23 protein-coding genes are annotated in these 22,973 nt (G+C 66.8%); 8 read left to right on the top strand and 15 right to left on the bottom strand.

The window, feature by feature from the left end; all coding sequences use genetic code 11:
- The 4 genes from AC1DOQ_RS25785 to AC1DOQ_RS25770 all read right to left on the bottom strand — a co-directional run.
- Positions 1–244: leucine zipper domain-containing protein (locus tag AC1DOQ_RS25785; protein WP_477370875.1), on the bottom strand; the 244-nt coding region annotated here is incomplete at its 3' end.
- Positions 245–337: 93 nt separating this feature from the next.
- The gene (locus tag AC1DOQ_RS25780; protein WP_477370872.1) at positions 338–715 is read right to left on the bottom strand and encodes a c-type cytochrome; all 378 of its coding nucleotides are present in this window, start codon (positions 713–715) and stop codon (positions 338–340) included.
- 49 nt (positions 716–764) lie between these two features.
- Positions 765–1,463 carry a 3'-5' exonuclease gene (locus AC1DOQ_RS25775; protein WP_477370869.1) on the bottom strand — a complete coding sequence of 233 codons (699 nt, stop codon included), beginning with the start codon at positions 1,461–1,463 and terminating at the stop codon, positions 765–767.
- Positions 1,464–1,481: 18 nt separating this feature from the next.
- Entirely contained in the window at positions 1,482–2,003 is a 522-nt protein-coding gene (locus tag AC1DOQ_RS25770; RefSeq protein ID WP_477370866.1) for a ProQ/FINO family protein, read from the bottom strand.
- A gap of 592 nt (positions 2,004–2,595) precedes the next feature.
- On the opposite strand from AC1DOQ_RS25770, the gene rpoD reads away from it, so the two are divergent.
- Both rpoD and AC1DOQ_RS25760 read left to right on the top strand, forming a co-directional pair.
- On the top strand, positions 2,596–5,337 hold the full coding sequence (gene rpoD, locus AC1DOQ_RS25765) for an RNA polymerase sigma factor RpoD (protein ID WP_477370863.1): 2,742 nt from the start codon (positions 2,596–2,598) through the stop codon (positions 5,335–5,337).
- Positions 5,338–5,447: 110 nt separating this feature from the next.
- A complete protein-coding gene (locus AC1DOQ_RS25760) occupies positions 5,448–6,263 on the top strand; it encodes a transporter (RefSeq protein WP_477370860.1) in 816 nt (271 codons plus the stop codon).
- Positions 6,264–6,275: 12 nt separating this feature from the next.
- Here AC1DOQ_RS25760 and AC1DOQ_RS25755 read toward each other — a convergent pair whose 3' ends face one another.
- Complete coding sequence (locus AC1DOQ_RS25755; protein WP_477370857.1) at positions 6,276–6,734, bottom strand: hypothetical protein; 459 nt, start codon at positions 6,732–6,734, stop codon at positions 6,276–6,278.
- A gap of 170 nt (positions 6,735–6,904) precedes the next feature.
- Here AC1DOQ_RS25755 and AC1DOQ_RS25750 point away from each other — a divergent pair, with 170 nt between their 5' ends.
- Positions 6,905–7,642 carry a hypothetical protein gene (locus tag AC1DOQ_RS25750; RefSeq protein WP_477370854.1) on the top strand — a complete coding sequence of 246 codons (738 nt, stop codon included), beginning with the start codon at positions 6,905–6,907 and terminating at the stop codon, positions 7,640–7,642.
- Positions 7,643–7,654: 12 nt separating this feature from the next.
- Here AC1DOQ_RS25750 and AC1DOQ_RS25745 read toward each other — a convergent pair whose 3' ends face one another.
- Together AC1DOQ_RS25745 and ppc are read right to left on the bottom strand one after the other, a co-directional pair.
- Positions 7,655–7,924: a hypothetical protein gene (locus AC1DOQ_RS25745; RefSeq protein ID WP_477370851.1), complete on the bottom strand. Its 270-nt coding sequence runs from the start codon at positions 7,922–7,924 to the stop codon at positions 7,655–7,657.
- A gap of 230 nt (positions 7,925–8,154) precedes the next feature.
- Positions 8,155–10,974, bottom strand: a complete 2,820-nt coding sequence (gene ppc, locus AC1DOQ_RS25740) for a phosphoenolpyruvate carboxylase (RefSeq protein WP_477370848.1) — start codon at positions 10,972–10,974, stop codon at positions 8,155–8,157.
- Positions 10,975–11,143: 169 nt separating this feature from the next.
- On the opposite strand from ppc, the gene hemC reads away from it, so the two are divergent.
- The 5 genes from hemC (at position 11,144) to ppa (ending at position 15,903) form a co-directional block, all read left to right on the top strand.
- Positions 11,144–12,124, top strand: coding sequence for a hydroxymethylbilane synthase (gene hemC, locus AC1DOQ_RS25735; protein WP_477370845.1), 981 nt, complete (start codon positions 11,144–11,146; stop codon positions 12,122–12,124).
- A complete protein-coding gene (locus AC1DOQ_RS25730; protein WP_477370880.1) occupies positions 12,124–12,894 on the top strand; it encodes a uroporphyrinogen-III synthase in 771 nt (256 codons plus the stop codon). The genes hemC and AC1DOQ_RS25730 overlap by 1 nt, the downstream gene beginning before the upstream one ends.
- Entirely contained in the window at positions 12,891–14,063 is a 1,173-nt protein-coding gene (locus AC1DOQ_RS25725; protein ID WP_477370842.1) for a uroporphyrinogen-III C-methyltransferase, read from the top strand. Before AC1DOQ_RS25730 ends, AC1DOQ_RS25725 begins: the two co-directional genes overlap by 4 nt.
- A gap of 10 nt (positions 14,064–14,073) precedes the next feature.
- Positions 14,074–15,270, top strand: coding sequence for a heme biosynthesis HemY N-terminal domain-containing protein (locus AC1DOQ_RS25720; protein ID WP_477370839.1), 1,197 nt, complete (start codon positions 14,074–14,076; stop codon positions 15,268–15,270).
- Between the two features lie 96 nt (positions 15,271–15,366).
- A complete protein-coding gene (gene ppa, locus AC1DOQ_RS25715) occupies positions 15,367–15,903 on the top strand; it encodes an inorganic diphosphatase (protein WP_442123090.1) in 537 nt (178 codons plus the stop codon).
- Positions 15,904–15,963: 60 nt separating this feature from the next.
- On the opposite strand, the gene AC1DOQ_RS25710 is transcribed toward ppa, so the two are convergent.
- The 8 genes from AC1DOQ_RS25710 to AC1DOQ_RS25675 all read right to left on the bottom strand — a co-directional run bounded on the left by AC1DOQ_RS25710 (position 15,964) and on the right by AC1DOQ_RS25675 (position 22,972).
- On the bottom strand, positions 15,964–16,371 hold the full coding sequence (locus AC1DOQ_RS25710) for a hypothetical protein (RefSeq protein WP_477370836.1): 408 nt from the start codon (positions 16,369–16,371) through the stop codon (positions 15,964–15,966).
- A gap of 128 nt (positions 16,372–16,499) precedes the next feature.
- Positions 16,500–17,972, bottom strand: coding sequence for a PA domain-containing protein (locus AC1DOQ_RS25705; protein WP_477370833.1), 1,473 nt, complete (start codon positions 17,970–17,972; stop codon positions 16,500–16,502).
- The gene (locus AC1DOQ_RS25700; RefSeq protein ID WP_477370830.1) at positions 17,959–18,408 is read right to left on the bottom strand and encodes a post-PEP-CTERM-1 domain-containing protein; all 450 of its coding nucleotides are present in this window, start codon (positions 18,406–18,408) and stop codon (positions 17,959–17,961) included. The genes AC1DOQ_RS25705 and AC1DOQ_RS25700 overlap by 14 nt, the downstream gene beginning before the upstream one ends.
- A gap of 12 nt (positions 18,409–18,420) precedes the next feature.
- Positions 18,421–19,086 (bottom strand): choice-of-anchor J domain-containing protein, encoded by a 666-nt coding sequence (locus AC1DOQ_RS25695; protein ID WP_477370827.1) that lies wholly within the window; start codon positions 19,084–19,086, stop codon positions 18,421–18,423.
- Positions 19,087–19,373: 287 nt separating this feature from the next.
- Positions 19,374–20,447 carry a branched-chain amino acid ABC transporter permease gene (locus AC1DOQ_RS25690; RefSeq protein WP_477370878.1) on the bottom strand — a complete coding sequence of 358 codons (1,074 nt, stop codon included), beginning with the start codon at positions 20,445–20,447 and terminating at the stop codon, positions 19,374–19,376.
- A gap of 5 nt (positions 20,448–20,452) precedes the next feature.
- The gene (locus AC1DOQ_RS25685; RefSeq protein ID WP_477370824.1) at positions 20,453–21,478 is read right to left on the bottom strand and encodes a branched-chain amino acid ABC transporter permease; all 1,026 of its coding nucleotides are present in this window, start codon (positions 21,476–21,478) and stop codon (positions 20,453–20,455) included.
- Positions 21,475–22,200 carry an ABC transporter ATP-binding protein gene (locus AC1DOQ_RS25680; protein ID WP_477370822.1) on the bottom strand — a complete coding sequence of 242 codons (726 nt, stop codon included), beginning with the start codon at positions 22,198–22,200 and terminating at the stop codon, positions 21,475–21,477. The genes AC1DOQ_RS25685 and AC1DOQ_RS25680 overlap by 4 nt, the downstream gene beginning before the upstream one ends.
- Positions 22,193–22,972: an ABC transporter ATP-binding protein gene (locus AC1DOQ_RS25675; protein ID WP_477370819.1), complete on the bottom strand. Its 780-nt coding sequence runs from the start codon at positions 22,970–22,972 to the stop codon at positions 22,193–22,195. The genes AC1DOQ_RS25680 and AC1DOQ_RS25675 overlap by 8 nt, the downstream gene beginning before the upstream one ends.
- Between the last annotated feature and the right edge of the window lies 1 nt (position 22,973).

Here is a 22,973-nt window from a genome sequence, read left to right as displayed (position 1 = left end):
GCTCCACGATGGTCAGCGCTTTTGCTGCGTCGATGGCACGTGGGCTGCAAGCTGGACGGGACGACCGGTCGACCAGCGCAGTGCGTCCTTCGGCCAGAAAACGGCCAACCCACTTGCGAACTGTGGCGCTACTGACGCCATACAACTGGGCGGCTTGAGCGGCCACCAGCCCACCTTTGAGGACGTCTTCGACCATTTCGACTCGACGGATGAAGGTCAATCGGGCATTCTTATGGATGTTCATTCGGTTGGTCTTCTTGAGAACTGGGGGTTTGGCGATTTCCAGTTTCTCAAATCCAATCCGAATGAACCAGAACAACCTATTGAAACATCACAGCTAGCGAACATCCTGGTAGCTGCGCAAATAGGCCTGCAGCGCGAGGATCTGGTTGGCGTCGCTGATGCCCCAGAAGCGCATCTTCGTGCCGGGCACCACCTTGCCGGGGTCGCGCAGGAAGGCGGCCAGGGTCTGTTCGTTCCAGACGATGCCGGCGTTCTTCATCGCCTCGGAATAGGCGTAGTCGGCGGTGGAGCCGGCGCGGCGGCCGAACAGGCCGTTCAGCTGGGGGCCGAAGCCGCCGTGGGCGTTGGGGCCGACCTGGTGGCAGGAGGCGCATTGCTGGAAAATGCGCTGGCCGGTGGCGGCGTCGGTGCCGGAAGGGGCGCAGCCTTGCAGCAGCGATGCCGCGAGCAGGAGAGGGACGAAATGCTTCATGCCGCGATTATAGGCCGCCGGCCCGGACCGGACCGGCGGCCCGGCGGGGTCAGGCGCTGGCCTGGGCTTGCGCGTGGGCCTCGGCTTGCGCAACGGCACGTGCAGCCAGCCGGGCGGCGTTGCCGGCGGCGCTCTCGGCGGCGGCCGGGAAGTGTTCGCGCCAGTGGCGGTAGATGCGCAGGGCGACATGGGCATCGTCGGCCGCGTACTGGATCTGCTGTTCGGACAGGCGCGGCAGCGCCCAGTTGGTGGTGGTGATGCGGCGCGACTTCTGCAGCCGCTTGCCGAAGAAGCGCGCGACCGCGGTCTTCGCGCCCCAGGCGTTGCGATCGCGGGGCTGGACCGAACGCAGGGCGGTGGCGAGGTCGATCACGTTGCGGGTGTCGATGCCGAGCTTGGCGCGCAGGCGGCGCAGGTCGTCGCCGAGGCCGAAGCCGACCTTCAGGATCGCCGGCGATTCCAGCACGTCGCGCAGCACCTCGACCAGGTGCGGCGGGGTGGACGAACCGGTCTGGAACAGCCAGGCGTGGCGGTCGTCCGCGAGCTGCACCAGGTGCGGCCCGGTCGACACTTCGCCTTTCTGGAACGTCGGCTTCGACTCGGTGTCGAAGCCGATCGCATCCGCGGCCAGCAGGGCGGCAAGCGCAGCCTGGGCATCCTCGCTCGAACGCACCAGCTGCACGTCCGCCAGCGCGATGCCCAGGTAGGACGGCAGCTCGTCGCCGGCGGCCGGGATGGTTTCGCTCATATGATCAGTTTTACCTGCTCATTTGCGCGAGAACTTCGACGCCAGCTGTTGCAGCTTTTCCTGACGCTTGCGCTCCGCCTCTTGCTGGGCCGCCGCTTCGCGCTCGGCCTTCTTGCGGTCGGCTTCCTTCTTGAAGCGCTGCTGCAGCAGTTCCTTGGCGTGCTGGCGATGGGTGTCCGTCACCTCGGCGCCCGGCTTGCCGTCCAGGTCGTAGCGCACCGTGGCCTTTTCCATCGCGCGCAGGTAGCGCATCGAACCGGTATGGATGCCGAGCGCGGCGCGCATCAGCTTGCGGTTCAGGCTGGGCATGCGGGCCAGCAGCTGCTTGTCGATGCCGATCTCGAGCGGCAGGCAGTTGCGGAACGCTTCGAACTGCTGCTGCAGCTGCTTGAGCAGGGCGCGCGGAGAATCCGCGGCCGGCGTCCCGGCGGTCGGCGCTGCAGCGGCCGGCGCTGCAGTGGCCGGCGTGGTGTCGGCAGCGTTGTTTTCGTTGGCCTCGGGGGATTCGGCGACGTTACTAATCGTATTCATTGACTTCATGGTAAGAACAGGAAGCGGAAGGATAGCATGGCAAGGCGCCAGATGTACCGCTGAGCCGTGTAAGGGTTCGTCGACGCTGCCGGCAGACCGTGATTTYCTTCGCGTGCGGCGGGCGCGGCAGCAAGAAATCGTGTATGATCCGCCCCTTTGCTTGCGCACGGCTTGCGCCGACGCAGACCGGCCAGGGGTCGGAGAACGCAGCGCCAATATGCGGATTCGTTATATCCATTATCGGATATTTCAATTATCGCTGAATATTTCCTTGGTGCATAATATGCCTGTCTCCTCTATTTCTCCCTTGGGAAAATAGCTCAAGCCCGTTCCTTGACGGGCTTTTTTTCGTTCCGACATGCTAAACCGCGATTTCAACCATTTTCCGAGCTGCTCTTGCCCTCCGTCCGCGCGTTCCGATGCCGCCAGTTCAGGCCGCGTCCCGCGTCCGCCGGCAAGCGCAGTGTGAAGTGCTTGATATCCGGCCCGTCTGCCCTTAGTTAGGGCCATCCCGTTATTCCTCGCCCGAGGTCCGCAAGCGGACCAGGTGGCTTATTGACTTCGCAGGCGCGCATCCCGCCTCGACTGGAGAATGTTAATCATGAAAAACACCGCCAAGACATTGACACTGACAGCGAAAAAGGCGCCGGCGAAGAGCACGGCCCAGCTGTCCGTGCCGAAAACCGCGACCTCCTACTTCCTCGAAACGGAAGCGGCGGCCGGCGGTCCGGCGGCCAAGGTCACGGTGGTCAAGACGCGTTCCCGCCTGGCCTCGCTGAAAGCGGCCCAGGCCGAGCAATCGGCCGCCGCCAGCGCCCCCGCCGAAGTCGAGGCCGCGCAACTCCAGCCGGAGCAGTTCGAACGGTCCGCCGCCGCGGAAGCCGTCGCCGAAGGTGAGGCCGCCGCCGAGATCGTCGCCGAGACCGTGCACGACGCCGCACCGGAAGCAGCACCCATGGCCGCCCCGGTTGCCGCGGTCGCCGCCGACGAAGCCGATATGATCCCGATGCCGACCGCCCCGGCCGCGCCGCCGGTGATCGTGCGCAAGCGCACCTCGAAGCTGGCCGCCCTGAAAGCCGCCGAAACCGCCACCGAAGCTCCGGCCGCAGCACCGGCCGCCGCCGCACCGGTCGCTGCGCTTGCTGCCGAACCTGCGCCGGCCCCGCGCGTGGTCCGCACCCGCACCCGCCGCATCGACCCGTCGGCGTCGCCCGCCGCCGCGCCGACCGGAACCGTCAGCACCACCACCGACGCCGCCGCGCTGGCCGCGATCGATACCTCGGGCTATCTGCTGCCGCAGGTGAAGGTGCCGGGCCGCCGCGGCCGCAAGCCGAGCGAGTTCGTGCCGGAGAACGACGAGATCGCCGCGCTGAACGCGGTCGAGCGCGCCGAAATGAAGGCGGCGTCCAAGCTGCGCGAGCGCAAGGCCAAGGGCATCCCGGCCATGCTGGGCGCCGAGCAGGGCTTCTCGGGCGAGGAGCTGGAAAAGCGCCGCACCCAGCTGAAGAACCTGATCAACATGGGCAAGGAGCGCGGCTACCTGACCCATGCGGAGATCAACGACCACCTGCCGGAAAACATCATCGATCCGGAAGCGATCGAAGGCATCATCGCCACCTTCAACGATATGGGCATCGCCGTCTACGAGCGCGCCCCGGAAGCGGAGATGATGCTGCTGTCCGATGCCGTCGTGACCCCGACCAGCGAAGACGAAGTCGAGGCCGCCGCGGCGACCGCGCTGTCGACCGTCGACTCCGACTTCGGCCGCACCACCGACCCGGTCCGCATGTACATGCGCGAGATGGGCGCCGTCTCGCTGCTGACCCGCGAAGGCGAGATCGCGATCGCCAAGCGCATCGAGGAAGGCCTGAAGGACATGGTGCAGGCAATTTCCGCCTGCCCGGTGACGATCTCGGAAATCATCGCCCTGTCGCACAAGATCGCCAGCGACGAGCTGAAGATCGATGACGTCGTCGACGGCCTGATGGCGCCGGACGAAGGCGCCCCGGCCGCCGCGCCGGCCAGCGCATCGTCGGACGAGGACGACGAGGAAGAGCTGGAAGACGAGGAAGAGGAAGAAGGCGCTACCTCCGGCAGCGCCGCCGCCGGCTACTCGGCCGAGCAGCTGGCCGCGCTGAAGAAGACCGCGCTGGACAAGTTCTCCATCATCGAGAAGCAGTTCGACAAGATGGGCCACGCCTTCAAGACCCACGGCTACGGTTCGCTGCAGTACATCGCGGCCCAGGACGTGATCTCGACCGAACTGCTGGGCATCCGCTTCACCGCCAAGATCGTCGAAAAGCTGTGCGACACCCTGCGCGGCCAGATGGACGAAGTGCGTTCGATCGAGCGCGCCGTGCTGGACATCTGCGTGAACCGCTGCGGCATGCCGCGCGCCCACTTCATCAAGGTCTTCCCGGGCAACGAGACGGACCTCGAATGGGTGCAGCGCGAAGTCGATTGCGCCTATCCGTACAGCGCCGTGCTGTCGCGTAACGCGCCGGCCATCATGGAACTGCAGCGCCGCATGATCGACCTGCAGGCGCGCGTGGCGCTGCCGCTGGCCGACCTCCGCAAGATCAACAAGCAGATGGCGGCCGGCGAAAAGCGCGCTCGCACCGCGAAGCGCGAAATGACGGTGGCCAACCTGCGCCTGGTGATCTCGATCGCGAAGAAGTACATCAACCGCGGCCTGCAATTCCTCGACCTGATCCAGGAAGGCAATATCGGCCTGCTGAAGGCGGTCGACAAGTTCGAATACCGCCGCGGTTATAAATTCTCGACCTACGCGACCTGGTGGATCCGCCAGGCGATCACCCGTTCGATCGCCGACATGGCCCGCACCATCCGCGTGCCGGTGCACATGATCGAGACCATCAACAAGATGAACCGCATCTCGCGCCAGATCATGCAGGAAACCGGCAGCGAGCCGGACATGGCGACCCTGGCGGCCAAGATGGAGATGCCGGAATCGAAGGTGCGCGAGATCATGAAGATCGCGAAAGAGCCGATTTCGATGGAAACCCCGATGGGCGAGGACGGCGATTCCCAGTTGGGCGACTTCATCGAGGACAACGCGACCCTGGCCCCGCTGGAAGCGGCGATGCACGCCTCGATGCGCGGCGTGATCAAGGAAGTGCTGGACTCGCTGACCCCGCGCGAAGCCAAGGTGCTGCGCATGCGCTACGGCGTCGAGATGTCGAACGACCACACGCTGGAAGAAGTCGGCAAGCAGTTCGACGTGACCCGCGAGCGTATCCGCCAGATCGAAGCCAAGGCGATGAGCAAGCTGCGCCAGCCTTCGCGTTCGGACAAGCTGAAGACTTTCCTGCAGAATCAGTAAGCCTCGCGCTTCATCATGAAAAGCCCCGGTCCGCCGGGGCTTTTTTTTCACACGAACGGCGGCCGCGGCGCTGGCGCCGCAGGACCATCTGGCACGCTAGAATAGGGCGCATGACGAACCGACGACTACTTCCGCTGGCGGCCGCCATCCTCTGCGGCCTGGCCGCCGCTGGCGCGCGCGCCGATGATGGCGATGCGATCTCCACCGACCGGCCCGGGTTTGCAGAATCCAGCCAGATCGTCGGCAAGGGCCGCGTCCAGCTCGAGACCAGCCTGCAGTGGGACCGCCAGCGCGACGACGACCTCCATACCCGCACCTTGAGCACGCCGACCCTGCTGCGCATCGGCCTGGGCGAGAGCAGCGAGCTGCGCATCGAGACCGATGGCCGCACCGTGGTCCACGCCAGCGAGCCGTCCAGCGGCGTGCACACGACCGTGGCCGGCTATGCCGATACCGCGCTCGGCATCAAGTGGCACCTGGCCGATGCGCAAGGCGAAGGCCTGGCGAGCCGGCCTTCGCTGGGCCTGCTGCTGCATGCCGAGCTGCCGAGCGGCAGCCGCGAGCTGCGCGGCCATGGCCTGCGGCCCTCGCTGCGCCTGGCGGCCGACTGGGACCTGGCGCAGGGCACCACCTTCAGCCTGATGCCGGGCCTGGCCACCGACAGCGACGACCAGGGCCGGCGCTACGGCTACGGCCTGCTGGCCGCCAACCTGGGCCGGGAATTCAGCGAGCGCCTGCGCGGCTTCGTCGAAGCGGCGGCGACCCAGATCGCCAGCGCCAGGCATGGAGGCACCCAGGCCAGCGTCGACGCCGGCCTCGTCTACCTGGTGAACAAGGATTGCCAGCTCGACGTCTCGCTGGTCCATGGACTCGACCGCCGCAGTCCGGACCTGAGCCTGGCTTTCGGGCTGTCGCTGCGCAGGTAAGGCGGGGCCTTCCTAGTCCAGGGTGTAGGCCGCCGGCCCGAGCTTGCGCAGCAGCGCGATATTCGCCTGCTGCTCCTTCGTGAATTTCGCCATCGTGTCGGCCGCGCCCTTCTTGTCCAGCGCCGGCTCCATCGCCAGGTACATGGCGCCATGCACCAGGGCGTAATACGACAGGCCGAATTCCTTCGGCGCCAGCCCCTGTTTCGCCAGCTTGGCCTTCACGCCCGGCTTCGCCTCGATCGAACGGATGAAGTACTCGACCGGCAGCATGCCGTCCTGGCGGTGCCTGTCGTCATCCTTGTCTTCGGCCTCGGCCTGCCCGATCTTGCCGATATCGCGGCTGGCCGCCTTGACCTTCTGGACCAGGGCAGGGGTCAGCACGACGTGTTCGTCGGGCGTGCCGGCCCAGGCGGACACGGCCAGCGAAAAGGCGAGGATGGTGGCGGCAAGATGCATCGGAGTCGGTTGCATGGTCGGTCCTTCAGGCGTGTTCGCGGAGTGGGATGGACGCGATTCTAGGGCCGGGTGTCCGCTTGCGGACGCTGTCCGCCGGCTTTCCCCCACCTGTGGTGTGAGCAAATTGCCATCTTGCAATCTGGCATGCTAGGATATTTTTAACTTAACATTTGCACAGGCAAGCCATGGCAGAGCTGGAAGTCGCCAAGCACGGCAAGAACGTCATCCACCTGATGACGAAGAAGGAACACAAGGTCTCGCACCGGATCCGCGAAATCGCCGTCGAGATCGCGATCATCGTGTTTGCCGTCAGCATGAGTATCTGGCTGCATGGCCTGAGCGAGCACCATCACCAGCAGCAGGAGGTGAGAACCTTCCTGCTCGGCCTGAAGAGCGACCTGGCCGAGGATGCCGCCTCGCTCGCCAGCATCAAGGAAGGCTACCGCGGCTTCGATGCGAACTACGCCTACCTGGCCAGCCTCGATCCGGACAAGCAGCCGGACTGGGCGAAATTCCGGACCGCCTACGCCGGTTTCGACAGCAACTGGTTCTTCATCCCGACCAGGAGCCGCTACGACGGCTTCCTGATGAGCGGCAAGCTGACGAATATCGAGGACCAGAAGCTGCTGGCCGCCATCCTCAGCCTCTACCAGTCGCTGCTGCCACAGATCCAGACCTCGGAGGGCGGCTGGCTGACCCGCCAGCGCAAGCTGCGCGACTACCGCGACGACAAGCTGGAGGCCGACGACGACATGGCGCATTACCGCTTCCTGACCGCGCCGAAGGCCAAGCGCCTGGTGGGCCAGATGCAGTCCAGTCCCCAGCTCTACGAGCGCTACCAGGCGTATATCGACCAGAGCAGGCAGATCATCAAGACCATCGACGCGCTCTATCCGGATCAGGCCGGCCGCAAGGCAAACTGAGCGGGGCCACCCTCAGTGGACCAGGCTGAAACCGACGACCAGGACGGCTGCGGCCACCGCCCAGCACACGGCGTGCAGGGCAAGGCGGTAGCCTGCGCCCGGGCCGCTGAAGTTCTTGCTCACGACGAGTCCGTTGCGCCGGGCAAGCACCATGAGCGCACTGCTGAAGAGGGCGCGCAGCACGAAATCCAGCGTATCCCAGCCTTTGACGATTTGGTACAGCAGCGCGACGAAGACGGTCACGCAAAGTAGGGTGACGTAATAATTGCGGCTGTCGTTCATGGATGGCTCCAGAGGGCAGCGCCGCTTGTGGGCGCAGGGAGTCCATTTCCCCACGTTTGACGATTGGGCTTGTGATCTATGTCACGGAATCAAGCACATGGGTGCGTGAGCAGGTATTGGACGATGTCCCGTCGTCCCCGCGAAGGCGGGGACCCAAGTTGACTTTTGTGGCTACTCGACGAACTTGGATTCCCGCCTGCGCGGGAACGACGCTTTTTAAGCGAACGGGCTTAACCGGTGTTGCGCAAACCAGCCGCAACACCATTGATCGACAGGTGAATCCCCCGATGCACCCGCACATCGATCTGCTCCGGATCCTGCGATAGCGCCCGGTGGCGCTGGATCAGCTCGACCTGCAGGTGGTTCAGCGGATCCAGGTAGGCGAAGCGGTTCTGGATCGACCTTGCCAGCAGCGGGTTCGAGGCCAGGCGTTCCGCGTTGCCGGTCACCTGTTCCAGGCAGCGCAGGGTCTCGCCGTACTCCGCCGCGATGCGCTTGAAGATGCGTTCGCGCAGCTCGACGTCCGGCACCAGTTCGGCGTAGCGACCGGCGATCGGCAGGTCGGTCTTGGCCAGCACCATGTCCATGTTCGACAGCAGCGTCGCGAAGAAGGGCCATTGCCTGAACATCTCCTGCAGCAGCGCCAGGCGTTCTTCGCGCTTGGCGTCATCTTCGCCGAGCCAGCCGGAGATGGCGGCGCCGAAGCCGTACCAGCCCGGCAGCAGCAGGCGGCACTGGCCCCAGGAGAAGCCCCAGGGGATCGCGCGCAGGTCTTCGATGCGGCGGGTCGACTTGCGCGAGGCCGGACGCGATCCGAGGTTCAGTTCCGCGATCTCGGCGATCGGCGTGGCGGCGAAGAAGTAGTCCGTGAAGCCCGGGGTCTCGTACACCAGGTTGCGGTAGGCGCGATACGCCCGTTCCGACAGCTCGGCCATCACCTTTTCGTATTCGGCCAGGCGCGCCACCTGCAGCGGGTCGACGCCATGCGGCATCAGGCCGGCTTCCAGCGTGGCGGCCACCAGCAGCTCGAGGTTGCGGCGGCCGATCTCCGGGTTCGAGAATTTCGAGGAGATGATCTCGCCCTGTTCGGTCAGGCGGATCTGGCCGTTCACGGTGCCCGGCGGCTGGGCCAGGATGGCATCGTAGCTCGGACCGCCGCCGCGGCCGACGGTGCCGCCGCGGCCGTGGAACAGGCGCAGCTTGACGCCGGCCTGCTCGAACACCTTCACCAGCTTCAGCTCGGCCTGGTAGAGCTCCCAGTTCGAGGTCAGGAAGCCGCCGTCCTTGTTCGAGTCCGAATAGCCCAGCATGACTTCCTGCAGCCGGCCCTGCTGTTCGATCAGCTCCTTCACGATCGGCAGCGCCATCCACTCGGCCATGATTTCGCTGGCGCGCTGCAGGTCGGGGATGGTCTCGAACAGCGGGATCACCATCACGTCGCATTCCTTCTCGCCAGGGCGCAGCAGGCCGGTCTCCTTCTGCAGCAGCAGTACTTCGAGCAGGTCGGACACGGTTTCGGTGTGCGAGATGATGTAGTTGCGGATCGCGCGCGAGCCGTAGCGCTGGCGGATCTCGCGCGCCGCGCGCAGCACGCCCAGCTCGGACTGGGTCTCGTCCGAATACTCGGCGTAGGGCGTGGTGAGCAGGCGCGGGTGGGCGATCTCGGCCAGCAGCAGCTTCACCTTGGCGGCTTCGTCGAGGCCGGCGTAATTGGCTTCGACGCCGGCGCCCTTGAACAGCTCGGCCAGCACGCGCTCGTGGATGTCCGAACTCTGGCGCATGTCCAGCGAGGCCAGGTGGAAGCCGAAGATGGCGACCGCGCGCAGCAGGCCGGCCAGGCGCGGCTTGACCAGGATGGCGCCGTGGTTGTTGGCCAGCGAATCGGCCAGCACCTGCAGCTCGGCCTGCAGCTCGGCCGGGCCGCCGTAAGGGTCGGCATGGCCGACTTCCTTGCGCAGCGGATTGGTGGCGCCCAGCAGCCGGGCGGTGGAGGCCAGGCGCGCATAGATGCCGATCAGGGCGCGCCGGTAGGGTTCGTCGGCGCGGTGCGGCGAGGTGTCCGGCGAGGCTGCCGCCAGGGCTTCGAGGGCGGCGTCGGCCGGTACCAGCAGGGTCGAGGTCGACAGTTCGGCGCCCAGCGCATGCACTTCGTCGAGGTAGAAGTCGAAGATGGTGGTGGCGTGGCGCACCAGGGCGCGCTGCATGGTGCCGGCGTTGACGTTCGGGTTGCCGTCGCGGTCGCCGCCGATCCAGCTGCCCATCTGCAGGTAGGTGGCGTCGCCCAGCTCCGCCTGCAGCTCGTCCTCGATGTCGTCGTACATGGCCGGCAGCTCGCGCAGGAAAGTCGTACGGTAGTAGGACAGGGCGTTCTCGATCTCGTCGGCCACGGTCAGCTTTTCGTAGCGCAGCATGCGGGTCTGCCACAGCGTCGCCACGCGCGCCTGCAGCAGCATCAGGTTGTGGGCGCGCTCCTTCGGCGTCAGCGGCAGGTCGCGTTCGGCCAGCAGGCGGGCGATGTCGTGTTCGGCGTCGAGGATGGACTTGCGCTGCACCTCGGTCGGGTGGGCGGTCAGCACCGGCGAAATCAGGGCTTCGCGCAGGAATTCCTTCACCTGCTCGCGCCCGACGCCGGCATCCTGCAGGCGCGCCAGCGCATAGGCCACGCTGGCCGGCTGGGCCTTCGATCCGGCCAGCTGGTGGGCGCGGCGGCGGCGCACGTGGTGCTGGTCTTCGGCGATGTTGGCCAGGTGCGAGAAGTACGAGAACGCGCGCACCACCGAATTGGTCTCTTCGCGCGTGAGCTTCTTCAGCAGGGTAGTGAGTTCTTCGCCGGCCTGCGGATCGTCTTCGCGGCGGAAGCGCACGGCGGTCTGGCGAATGGTCTCGACGACGTCGAACACCGCTTCGCCCTCCTGGTTGCGCAGCACGTCGCCCAGCAGGCGGCCGAGCAGGCGGATGTCTTCTTTCAGCGGCGCGTCCTTGTCGCCGGCCTGGACAGGGGCGGCGGTTTGCGGATCGGCTTGGGGATCAAGGTTTGCAGCTTTGTTCATTATCGAGCACAGGTTGAATGATCGGGGTCCCATTGGGGCACGGATGTACAACGATGCCATGGCGGTTGCCACGGTTCTGCAAGGGGCCGCATGCTAGAATTTGTGGTTGCAGGCATGCCGCCAACCGGCGTCGGCCGATCCTGGCACAACGACAGTGAAAGAAATTGTTTTGAACGCTAATAACGACACGACGCAGCGCGTTCCAACCCGCCTCATTATCGCATCCCGCGAGAGCCGGCTGGCCATGTGGCAGGCCACGCACGTGCGCGACCGCCTCGCGGCATTATATCCGCATTGCCAAATCGACATTCTCGGCATGACCACCCGCGGCGACCAGATCCTCGACCGCACCCTGTCCAAGGTCGGCGGCAAGGGCTTGTTCGTGAAGGAACTCGAGGTGGCGATGATTGAAGGCCGGGCCGACCTGGCGGTGCACTCGCTGAAGGACGTACCGATGGAATTGCCGGAAGGCTTCGAGCTGGCCGCCGTGCTCGAACGCGAGGATCCGCGTGACGCCTTCGTCTCGAACGACTACGCCAGCCTGGACGGACTGCCGGCCGGCAGCGTGGTCGGCACCAGCAGCCTGCGCCGCCAGGCCCTGATCGCGGCGCGCTATCCGCAGCTGGTGATCAAGCCGCTGCGCGGCAACCTCGATACCCGCCTCGGCAAGCTCGACCGCGGCGACTACGCCGCCATCATCCTGGCCGCCGCCGGCCTCAAGCGCCTGGGCCTGGAAAGCCGCATCCGCGCCTGTCTGCCGCTGGACGAAAGCCTGCCGGCCGCCGGCCAGGGGGCGATGGCGATCGAGATCGCGTCCGCCGAACGCGGCGACGGCGTCGACCTGCGCGCACTGCTGGCGCCGCTGAACCACGACGCTACCGCGCGCGCCGTGGCCGCCGAACGCAAGGTCTCGCGCGTGTTCGGCGCCAGCTGCCAGATCCCGCTGGCGGCCCACGCCAGCGTCGACGGCGGCACCCTGCACCTGCGCGCCATGGTCGCGACCCCGGACGGCCGCCGCAGCGCCTTCGCCGAAAGCCACGGTCCGGCGGATGCCCCGGAACAGCTGGGCCAGCAGGTATCGGACCGCCTGCGCGAGCAGGACGCCGACGCCATCCTGGCCGAGTGCAGGGCCGAGTCGGCCGCACCCTGATGACCGGCGCGGTCGTCATCACCCGTCCCCGCCAGCAGGCCGAGCCGCTGGCGCGCGCCGTGGCCGCCCTCGGCCGCAGGCCGGTGCTGCTGCCGCTGCTGGAGATCTCGCCGCTCCCTGAAACGGAGCAGGGCGGGCTGCGCCGGGTGCTGGCCGGCCTGGACGCGTATGCGCTGGTGGTGTTCGTCTCGCCGAACGCGATCGACGCCGCCTTTACCCACATCGAACGCTGGCCCGAGGGCGTCGACATCGGCGTGGTCGGCGAAGGCAGCCGCGCGGCGCTGGCCAGGTACGGCGTGCCGGATGCCGGCGTGCGCGTGCATTGCCCGGCAGACCCGGCCCACAGCGATTCCGAACACCTGCTGCAGGCACTCGACCTGCAGGCGCTGGCCGGCCGCCGCGTGCTGGTGGTACGCGGCGACGGCGGGCGCGAGCTGATGCCGGCCGCGCTGCGCGACGCGGGCGCCACGGTCGAGACGGTGACGGCCTACCGTCGCACGGTGCCCGAGCTGGGCCCGGCGCTGGCCGAACAGCTGTCCGGCTTGCTGGCCGCGCCGAACGACTGGATAATCACGAGTTCGGAAGCCCTGCGCGGACTGGTATCCCTGGTCGAGCGCATGGGCGAATCCCCGCAGCGGCTGCGGCGCCAGCGCCTGATCGTGCCGCATGCGCGCATCCATGAGACGGCGCTCGCGCTCGGTTTCGAGCACCTGGTCCTGACCGGTTCCGGAGACGAACGCCTCCTTGCCGCGTTACAATCACAAGCATGAACGAATTGCCCAAACATCCCGAACAACCGAGCAAGGGCGGCCAGGTGGTCCCGGAGACCTATATCGCGCCTTCGCCCGCCGAACCGCGCGTGCCGGAAGGCCCCCGCGTGGGCGGGCTGCTGAACAAGCCGCAGAACGTCGCCATCATCGTGCTGGCCCTGCTGCTGGGAATGCAGACCTGGTCGACCCACAGCCGCTTCAACAAGCTGCGCGAAGACGTCGCCAAGACCCTGCAGAAGGATAACGCCGCCAACGCCGAGACGTCCCAGCTGGTCCGCGACACCCAGGAGACGGCCAAGGAGCTGCAGGTCAAGGTCGGCGTGCTGGAAAGCCGCCAGGCCGAGTCGGCCAGCCAGCAGGCCGCGCTCGAGCAGATGTACCAGGACATCTCGAAGAACCGCGACGAATGGGCGCTGTCCGAGATCGAGCAGGTGCTGTCGACCGCCAGCCAGCAGCTGCAACTGGCCGGCAACGTGCAGGGCGCCCTGATCGCGCTGCAGAATGCCGACCGCTCGCTGTCGCGCTCCGACAAGCCGCAGTTCATCACGATCCGCCGCGCGATCGCGCGCGACATCGACAAGCTGAAGGCGCTGCCCCAGGTCGACCAGGCCGGCATCGCCCTGCGCCTCGACAATGTGATCTCGCAGATCGACAACCTGCCGCTGCTGGCCGACGAGAAGCCGGCCGAGCCGATCGCGCAGACCCGCGTGAATCCGCCGGCGAAGGCGGCAAAGCCGGCGGCCGGCGCGGCGGCCGGTGCGAATGCGGTCCCGGCCGAAGAAATGTCGCTGGGCCGCCGCATGATCGGCACCTGGCGCAACTGGAGCCAGGAGATGTGGGACGACATGCGCCAGCTGATCCGCGTGCGCACCGTCGACCATCCGGAGGCGCTGATGCTGTCGCCGGGCGAGGCCTATTTCGTGCGCGAGAACCTCAAGCTGCGCCTGCTGAACGCGCGCCTGGCCCTGCTGTCGCGCAACGAAGGCACCTTCCGCGACGACATCGGCAGCGCCCAGGAAACCCTGGCGCGGTATTTCGACACCAAGGCGCGCTCGACCCAGTCGGTGCAGGGGCTGCTGCGCCAGGTCCAGGCCAACAACGTCACCATCGAGGTGCCGGACCTGTCGGAGAGCCTGAACGCGGTGCGCAACTACAAATCGAAACCATGAGGAGCTGACGATGCGCTTGCTCCTCTGGTTAGTCGCCCTGATGGCGGCGGCGATCGGCATCGCCGTGACCGCCCGCTTCAACCCCGGCAACGTGGTGTTCTTCTACCCGCCGCACCGGATCGACCTGTCGCTGAACCTGTTCGTGGTGCTGGCGGCGCTGCTGTTCCTGGTGCTCTACGTGCTGCTGCGCGCGGTGCGCGCCACCCTCGGCATGCCCGAGCGCGTGGCCGAGTACCGCCAGCGCAAGCGCGAGCGCGAAGCCAACCGCGGCCTGCGCGAAGCCCTGAAAGCCCTGTTCGAGGGCCGCTTCGGCCACGCCGAAAAGGCCGCCAAGCGCGCCGCCGAACTGCCCGAGAACGCCGGCCTGGCGGCCCTGATCGGCGCCCGCGCCGCCCACCGCATGCGCGAGCCGGCGCGTCGCGACGCCTGGCTGGCCGGCATCGTGCACGACCAGTCGCTCAAGACCGCGCGCCTGATGACGGTGACCGAACTGCTGGTCGACGAGCACAAGCCGGAAGGCGCGCTGGAAGCCGTGGCCGAGCTGAACGCCAGCGGCCAGCGCCACATCCACGCCCTGCAGTGGGCGATGAAGGCCAACCAGCAGGCGCGCAACTGGCCCGAGGTGCTGCGCCTGGTGCGTACCCTGGACAAGCGCAACGCCCTGCATCCGGCGCTGTCGAGCCGCCTGCGCGAGATGGCCTACGAGGCCCTGCTGTCGGAAGGCGGCCACGATGCCGAATCGCTGCGCCGCCTGTGGTCGACGGTGCCGGGCGCGGACCGCTGCAAGCCGTATATCGCGGCGCGCGCCGCTAGCGCCTTCAATGCGCGCGGCCTGCATGACGAAGCGCGCCTGATCGTCGAGAACGCCTTGACGGCCGAGTGGGACGAGCGCGTGGTGCGCGCCTACCGCGAAGCCGCCGGCCCGGAAGGCTCGGCCACGCTGCTGGCCCAGATCGAGAAGTGCGAGGGCTGGCTGCGCGAACACCCGGGCGACCCCGAACTGGCCCTGACCCTGGGCGCGCTGTGCCTGCGCCAGAAGCTGTGGGGCAAGGCCCAGCGCTACCTGGAGAATGCGCTGGTCGATGCGACCAATCCGGAACACGTGCGCGAAGCCCATCTGAAGCTTGCTCAACTGCACGAAGCCCTCGGCCAGCAGGAAGAGGCGAGCCGCCATTTCCGCCAGTGCGCGCTGGCGACCGTGCTGTAAGCCGCGTCCGCTCGGGCTTGTGCGGCGCACAAGCCCAGGCCGATTCGCTATAATGGCCTCCTTTATTATTCCTACAGCAACCAAGCAAGGACAAGCATGAGCCTGAACAACGTCAACGCCGGCCGCGACGTGCCGAACGATTTCAATGTCGTCATCGAAATCCCGATGAACGGCGACCCGGTCAAATACGAAGTGGACAAGGAATCCGGCGCGATCTTCGTCGACCGCTTCATGGGCACCGCGATGCACTATCCGTGCAACTACGGCTACGTTCCGAACACCATCGCCGACGACGGCGACCCGTGCGACGTGCTGGTGATCACCCCGTTCCCGCTGATTCCGGGCGTGGTGGTGCGTTGCCGCGCGCTGGGCGTGCTGAAGATGACCGACGAAGCCGGCGGTGACTCGAAGGTCCTGGCCGTGCCGGTCGAGAAGCTGGCGCCGCTGTACGCCAACATCAAGACCCACGAAGACGTGCCGGAACTGACCCTGCGCCAGATCCAGCACTTCTTCGAGCACTACAAGGACCTGGAAAAGGGCAAGTGGGTCAAGGTCGAAGGCTGGGAAGGCCCGGAAGGCGCCAAGGCCGAGATCCTCAACGGCGTGAAGACCTACGACGCACAGGCGAAGTAATCGAAGTGTTCGCTGAAAAAACAAAGCCGGGCTTGCCCGGCTTTTTTTATCCCCACTCCTTTAACGGCAGTCGCCCGGGTGCAGCGCGACCTGGGTGGTGCTGGTGTGGTCGTTGAGCGTCTTCGGCGGGATCTTGATCTCGAATTCGACCGAGACGCCGGCGTTCACGAAGGCCGTCATGTCCTTGCAATACTTCGTCTTGAGGCTTTGCTCGACCGACTGGGCTTCTTCCGGCGAGCGTTCGAACCAGGTGCTGGACCTGGCGTCGTAGTGCAGCGTCCTGTTTTCGTAGGAAACGTCGGTCAGCTCGATCTGCTCACTGATCTTCACCGGCAGCATGGCCTGCTGCTTGGCCACGAGCTGGGGTATTTCCACATCGGCCCGCTTGCCCTGCCTGTCGTGGATGAAGGTTTTCGCGACTGCGATCACGACGACAGCGACCAGGAAGATTTTCAGATACCGCCACATTGCCGCCCCCCAGGTTTGTATTTTTAGATAATGTTGATTCCGAGCAATTTTACAACAACTTATAAATAATTACCGGAATCACACATCAATACAACACCCGGGGTGGCGTGCTTTTCACCAGCCGCTCATCACCAGCCAATATCCTGCAGCAGCGGATAGGTCAAATCGCGCGGCGGCGTCACCTCATGCGTCAGGTCGTCGTTGATCGACGGTTCCATCAGCTGGTTCGGCTTGGCCTCGGTGGTGTAGTGCGACACCGTCGAGCCGGGCGAGTAGATGGTCGGCGTGTACATCAGGATCCGTCCCTGCGCATCGGTGCCGGCCAGCCGGTTCTGGTTGATGCCCAGGCTGGCGACCACGCCCGACTGGGTGCGCGAGCGGCGCTGCAGGCTGGCCTTGATCGACACCCCGTTGGCCTGGGTGATGCGCACCGAGGGGATGGCGATGGTCGGATCGTTGCCGCTCATGCCGGCGACGTCGCCCGGTTGGTTGTCCGCCACCACCATGCCGATCGCGCCGGCGTTCTGCACGTTCTTCGCCTTGGTGACGAAGTCGCAGCCGCCGCGGTCGACGAGGGCCATGTTGCCGCGTACCGCCAGCGCGTTCAGCGCGCTCAGCGGCGTGCAGGCCAGGCCGTTGCCGTCGCCCTGGTCGACCACCGGCATCAGTTGGCCGCTCACCGGCGGATTCGCCAGCGGCGGGCCGAAGGAGGCGTCGCCGACCTCGTAGTTGCCGGCGGCCTGGCCGGCGGCGTTACCGGACACCGCCAGGTTCGACATCGGCGCCAGCACCTGGGGCACGGCGGCGGTCACGCGCGGGCCGTTCCAGGACAGTCCGCGCCAGGTCACGGCCGACTGGGCGCGCTCGGCGGCGGTGCTCTCGACCCAGCTGCGGTTGGTCTGGTTGTTCAGCAGGTAGTAGTCCCAGACCGAGGGGATGTCCATGATCTCCTGGCCGGTCTCGTCGTCGGTGAAGGTCTGGAAGCCCAGGCCGTGGGCGAACTCGTGCAGCAGCACGGTGACGAGGTCGATCTGGTCGCCGAAGTTGCGGTCCAGGCCGAGGTAGAAGCCGGAGCCGGGCAGGCAATCCGAAAACAGGCCCAGGCGCGAATTGAAGCGCGCGATGATGTGCGGCTGGCCCGGTGTGGCGACGTCTTCGCCGGCCAGCTTGCTGGCCAGGGCGCTCGGATACCAGGTGTTGGCGCGCGGCGCGTTCGGGAAGTCGCTCCAGATCTCGTTGGCGCCGGCGGAGCCCAGCACGGCGCTGGTGGCGGTGCAGGACAGCGGCACGAAGGAAGCGCCGATGCGGATCGTGACGTTGCTGCTCAGGGTCGAGCCCCAGATGGCGGCGGCGTTCTGGAAGGCATACAGGCGCTGCTGGCCCAGGGTGGTGCCGGGATTGCCGCCGACCGGGGTGGCCGGGGTCGGGTCGTTGAAGCCGACGCCGGGATCGTTCAGGTTGACGATCACGATGTTGGCGGCCGCATGGGCGCTGGTGACGGCGCCGATGGCCAGCGCCAGGACCAGGGCGATGGTGGCGACGGCGGCGCCGGCGGCCTGCTGCAGGCGCGGGTTGCCGTTCGGCTTGTCAGCGGGCTTCATGGCTGTGCTCCTTGTGCTCGGCGTTGGCGGCATGGTGCAGGGCGTCTTCGGCGGCGGCATCGCCCTGCACGCACTGGCTGCTCAGCTTGCCGTCCAGGCCGCGCGTGACGACCTCGTAGACCAGGTTCTTCTCGCCCAGGCGCACCCCGCGCGCGCCGTCGCGCCGCGTCAGGGCCTGGTTCTGCTGCGGCGTGCCGCTCAGCGCGGCGGCCGAGGGCGGCGCCTTGGCGCGCAGGGCGCGCAGTTCTTCCGGCGTCGGCGCACGCATCTTGCCGGTCTGGGGATCGCGCACCACCACCATGCCTTCCTGGCGGTCGCGCTGGCCCTGCCGCTCCTGCTTCTGCTGCTGGCCGGCGGCCTTGGCGTGCATGGCGAGCGACGCCAGCACGCACAGCGCGGCCAGCATGCTCAGGGTCATCATCTTCTGTCTGGACATGGCATCCTCCGGTCAGGCTTGCGATTGTCGGCGGCGCAGGCCGAGCAGGCCGAGGCCGGCGCCCAGCATCGCCCAGGCGGACGGCTCGGGCACCGCGGTCACCACCCTGACCGAATCCAGGCCCACGTAGCTCAGGGTGTCGGCCGGTCCATGGTAGCGGAAGGCGAAGCGCCCGGTGCCGCTGGCGTCCAGCGTGGCGCTGAACTGCTGCCACTCGGCGGGGTAGTCGGCATGCCCGCCGACGGTGGCGAGGATGGTGGTGAAGCCGGCCGGATCCAGGCCCGGGCCGGACGAGAAGCGCACTTCGAGCAGGTCGTTGAAGCCGGGGTCGGCAGAGTAGCGGGTGCTGAAGTCCAGCACCGTGCTGCCCGACAGGTTCAGGGTCGGGGTGATCAGCCAGTTGTCGACCGTCCCCATGCCGTTGGCTGCGCCGAGGAAGTTGGCGGCGGCATAGGCGTCGGCGGCGCCGGCCTGGGCGGAGAAGATGGCGGTATTGCCCTGGAACCAGCCATCGCCCGCCGCCGGCAGGCTGTTGTTGAGCTGGACCCATCCGCTCAGGCCGGCGACATTGCCGAATCCTTCCGTGAGTACTTCGACCCCTTCCGCCTGCGCGGCCGGGGCGCCGATCGCGGCCAGCGAGAAGGCCGCTGCAGCAAAAACACTGTTGACGGGTTTCATTGAAAGCCCTTTCTTGTTAGCCAGTAGGATGGTGAACCGCTCGCGCTGGCTGATCGACGAGGCCATGCTGAACTCATCATATGATCGAGATGACAACAGGCTTTGATATCCAACCAAGGTGCGGACTGGACTTTGGAAGTACTGCCGTGCTGGCTGGAAGGGGGCGTGGAGTGGGACTGGATCCCCGCTTTCGCGGGGATGACGGGGAACGGCGTGGGGATGACGGGGAACGGCGCGGGGACGACGGGAACAGCGCGGGGACGACGTACTGGCTGCGGGGCGACCTGTTATTTGCGGCGGGACCGCAGCTTGCCGACAATGCCGATCGGGAAGAAGTAGATCGAGAGGATGAACAGCACGCCCAGCCACAGCATCCAGCGGTCGGGATGCAGGGCGGCGGCCAGCATCGGCAGGCCGGACAGTGCCTCCGAGGCCTGGCCCATCAGGGTCTTCAGGTAGTTCTGCGCGACGATGAAGAGGGCGGCGCCGACCACCGCGCCGTACATGGTGCCCATGCCGCCGATCACGACGATCAGCAGGATGTCGGTCATCACCTCGAAGCCGAGCGACGTCTTCGGTCCGACATAGCGCAGCCACAGCGCCATCAGGGCGCCGGCCAGCGCGGCCACGACGGCGGCCAGCACATTGGCCCAGATGCGATAGACCACGGTGCGGTAGCCCAGCGCCTCGGCGCGGAACTCGTTCTCGCGGATTGCCTGCAGCACGCGGCCGAAGGGCGAATTCACCAGGCGCAGCAGGAACAGGAAGAGGATCAGGCAGCCGAAGAACACGATGTAGTAGGTGATCAGCTTGCCGTCGATCGCGCGCCCGAAGACCTCGTTCTCGACCAGGGTGAAGCCGGGCGACAGCAGCTCGGGCACGCTGAAGGTGCGGCCGTCCTCGCCGCCCGTGAAGTCGGACAGCTGGGACGCCAGCACCGCGAACGAGGACGCTACCGCCAGCGTGATCATGGCATAGAAGATGGCGCGCACGCGCAGCGCGAACAGGCCGATCACGAAGGCCAGCACGACGGTCAGCAGCAGGGCCAGGGCGATGCCGGCGAAGACGATGCCCCAGCTGGGCTCCTCGACGCTGGCCAGGGCGATGCCGACGCCGTAGGCGCCGATGCCGTAGAACATGGTATGGGCGAAGGAGACGATCCCGGTATAGCCCAGCAGCAGGTCGTAGGAGGCCACCAGCACGATGTAGACGCAGATGGTCGCCGCGGTGTTCAGCGGCCGCGCGCCGCTGAACAGGAAGGGCGCCAGCAGCAGCCCCAGCAGGGTCAGGAGCAGGAGGGCGGTCAGGGCGCGGCTGCGCGGCAGGTCGCCGGAGAAGAATGAACCGAGGAGTTTGATCAGCATGCTCAGCCTCGCGATTTCGAATACAGGCCGGCCGGACGCCACAGCAGGATGGCGATCATCAGCACGATATTGGACACCAGCGCCACCTTGGGCGCCAGGAAGCCGGCATAGTTGGCCAGCAGGGCCATCAGCAGGGAGCCGATGAAGCAGCCGCCCACCGAGCCCAGGCCGCCGATGATGACGACGATGAAGACCATGATCATGACTTCGCTGCCCATGCTGGCCACCAGGGTTTCCTTGTACAGGCCCCACATCACGCCGCCCAGGCCGGCCAGCGCCGAACCGGCGGCGAACACGCCGACGAACAGGCGGCGGATGCGGTAGCCCATGGCTTCGACCATCTCGCCGTTCTCGACGCCGGCGCGGATCAGCAGGCCGATCTTGGTGCGGTTCAAGGTCAGGAACATCGCGGCAAAGACGACCAGGCCGACCACCACCGCCAGCAGGCGGTACTTCTCGATCGCGGCGTCGCCGATGAAGATGGCGCCGCGCAGGGTGGCGGGCAGGGGCAGCGGAATCTGCTCGGCGCCCCAGATCACGTTGATCAGCTGCTCGGACACGATCATGCCGCCCATGGTGATCAGGATCTGTTTCAAATGCTGGCCGTAGACCGGCATGATGACGATGCGTTCGAAGGCCCAGCCGATCAGGGCCGTCACCAGCATCGCGACCAGCACGGCCAGGCCCAGTACGCCGAGGTTGGCGAGCAGGGAATCGGCTTCGAGCCAGCCGCGCATCGGCAGCAGCACCATGGTGGCACTGAAGGCGCCGACCGAGACGAAGGCGCCGTGGCCGAAGTTCAGCACGCTCATCAGGCCGAACACGAGGGTCAGGCCGCTGGCCATGATGAAGATCATCATGCCCATGGCGAGGCCGGCCACGGTCAGGGTGAGCCAGGTCGGCAGGGAGACGAAGGGCAGCACGGCCAGGGCCAGCGCCGGGACCAGCAGCAGGGGCGCGAGGTCGCGCCTGGCCGCCGGCAGCGGGGCTTCCGCCTGGGTTTGGGGAATGGGGAGGGTTGCGCTCATTGATGGGAATCCAGTGAGAGGCCGAGCAGGCGCTGCTGCAGCGCCTCGTCGTCGACCAGGTCGTGCATCAGGCCGGCGTGGGCGACGCGGCCGTCGTCCATCACGCTGACGGTATCGCCGAGGCTGCGAACGAAATTGAAGTTCTGCTCGACCAGCAGGATGGTGGTGTTGGTGTCCTTCAGCTCGCGGAAAGCCATCATCAGGCTCTGCACGATGGCCGGGGCCAGGCCCTTGGTCGGTTCGTCCACCAGCAGCAGCTTCCTCGGCTCGACGATCGCGCGGGCGATCGCCACCATCTGCTTCTGGCCGCCGGACAGGTTGCCGGCCGGGTAGTTCCAGAATTTCTTCAGGGCCGGGAAGAAGCCGCAGATCCAGTCGACGCGCGCCTCATCCAGCGGGCCGTTGCGGGCCGCCAGGTAGAGGTTCTCGCGCACCGTCAGTTCGGAAAACACGGCCATGCTCTCGGGGACGTAGGCGATGCCGGCGCGCGCGATGTCCGGGGTCGGCATCTTCGTGATGTCGCGGCCGTCGAAGACGATGCTGCCGGCGCTGGCCTTCCACAGGCCCATGATGGTGCGCAGGGTAGTGGTCTTGCCGGCGCCATTGCGGCCCAGCAGGACCGCCAGGCCGCCGCGCGGCACCACCAGGTCGACGCCCTGCAGGATGTGGTACTGGCCGATGTGGGTGTGCACGCCGGACAGGGTCAGGATCGGCTCAGACATGTTCCGGAGTTCCAAGATAGGCTTCCTGTACGATTTTCGATTGCATGACTTCGCGCGGCTCGCCGTCCGCGACCAGGGTGCCGTTGTGCAGCACGATGATGCGGTCGGCCAGCGAACGCACCACGTTCATCTTGTGCTCGACCAGCAGCACGGTCCTGTTGCGCTCGGCCTTGACCTGGTGGATCAGGTCGAGCACCACCGGCACCTCGTCCACGCTCATGCCGGCGGTCGGCTCGTCGAACATCAGGATCTGCGGTTCCAGCGCCAGCAGGATCGCCACTTCGAGCTTGCGCTGGTCGCCGTGGGGCAGGGTGCCGACCGGCAGGTCGCGTTTGGCGATCATCGACACGCGCTCGAGGTAGTGCTCGGCGCGCGCGATGATCTCCTTGTGGCCGAACCAGACCGAGAACATGTTGAGGCCGATGCCGGCGCGGCTCTGTACCGCCAGGCGCACGTTCTCCAGCACCGTCAGGTGGGGAAACAGGTTCGTCAGCTGGAACGCGCGGCCGACGCCGAGGCGGGTGCGCTGCGCCGCCTTGTAGCGGGTCACGTCGCGGCCTGCCACGTGCACGCTGCCGGAGGTCGCCGCCAGCTGGCCGGAGATCAGGTTGAAGTAGGTGGTCTTGCCGGCGCCGTTGGGACCGACGATCACGGTCAGGGTGCCGGGATGGAACGCCGCCGTCACCCCGTTCACCGCGACGTGGCCGCCGAAGCGGATCGTCAGGTCGCGGGTCGCGAGGGAGGGCTGCGCCTGTCGTTCCTGGTCCGCCATG

This window comes from Massilia sp. 01N417 (assembly GCF_056399645.1).
Note: the sequence above shows the minus strand (reverse complement) of the source record. Positions and strands in the feature narration are given on the sequence as shown.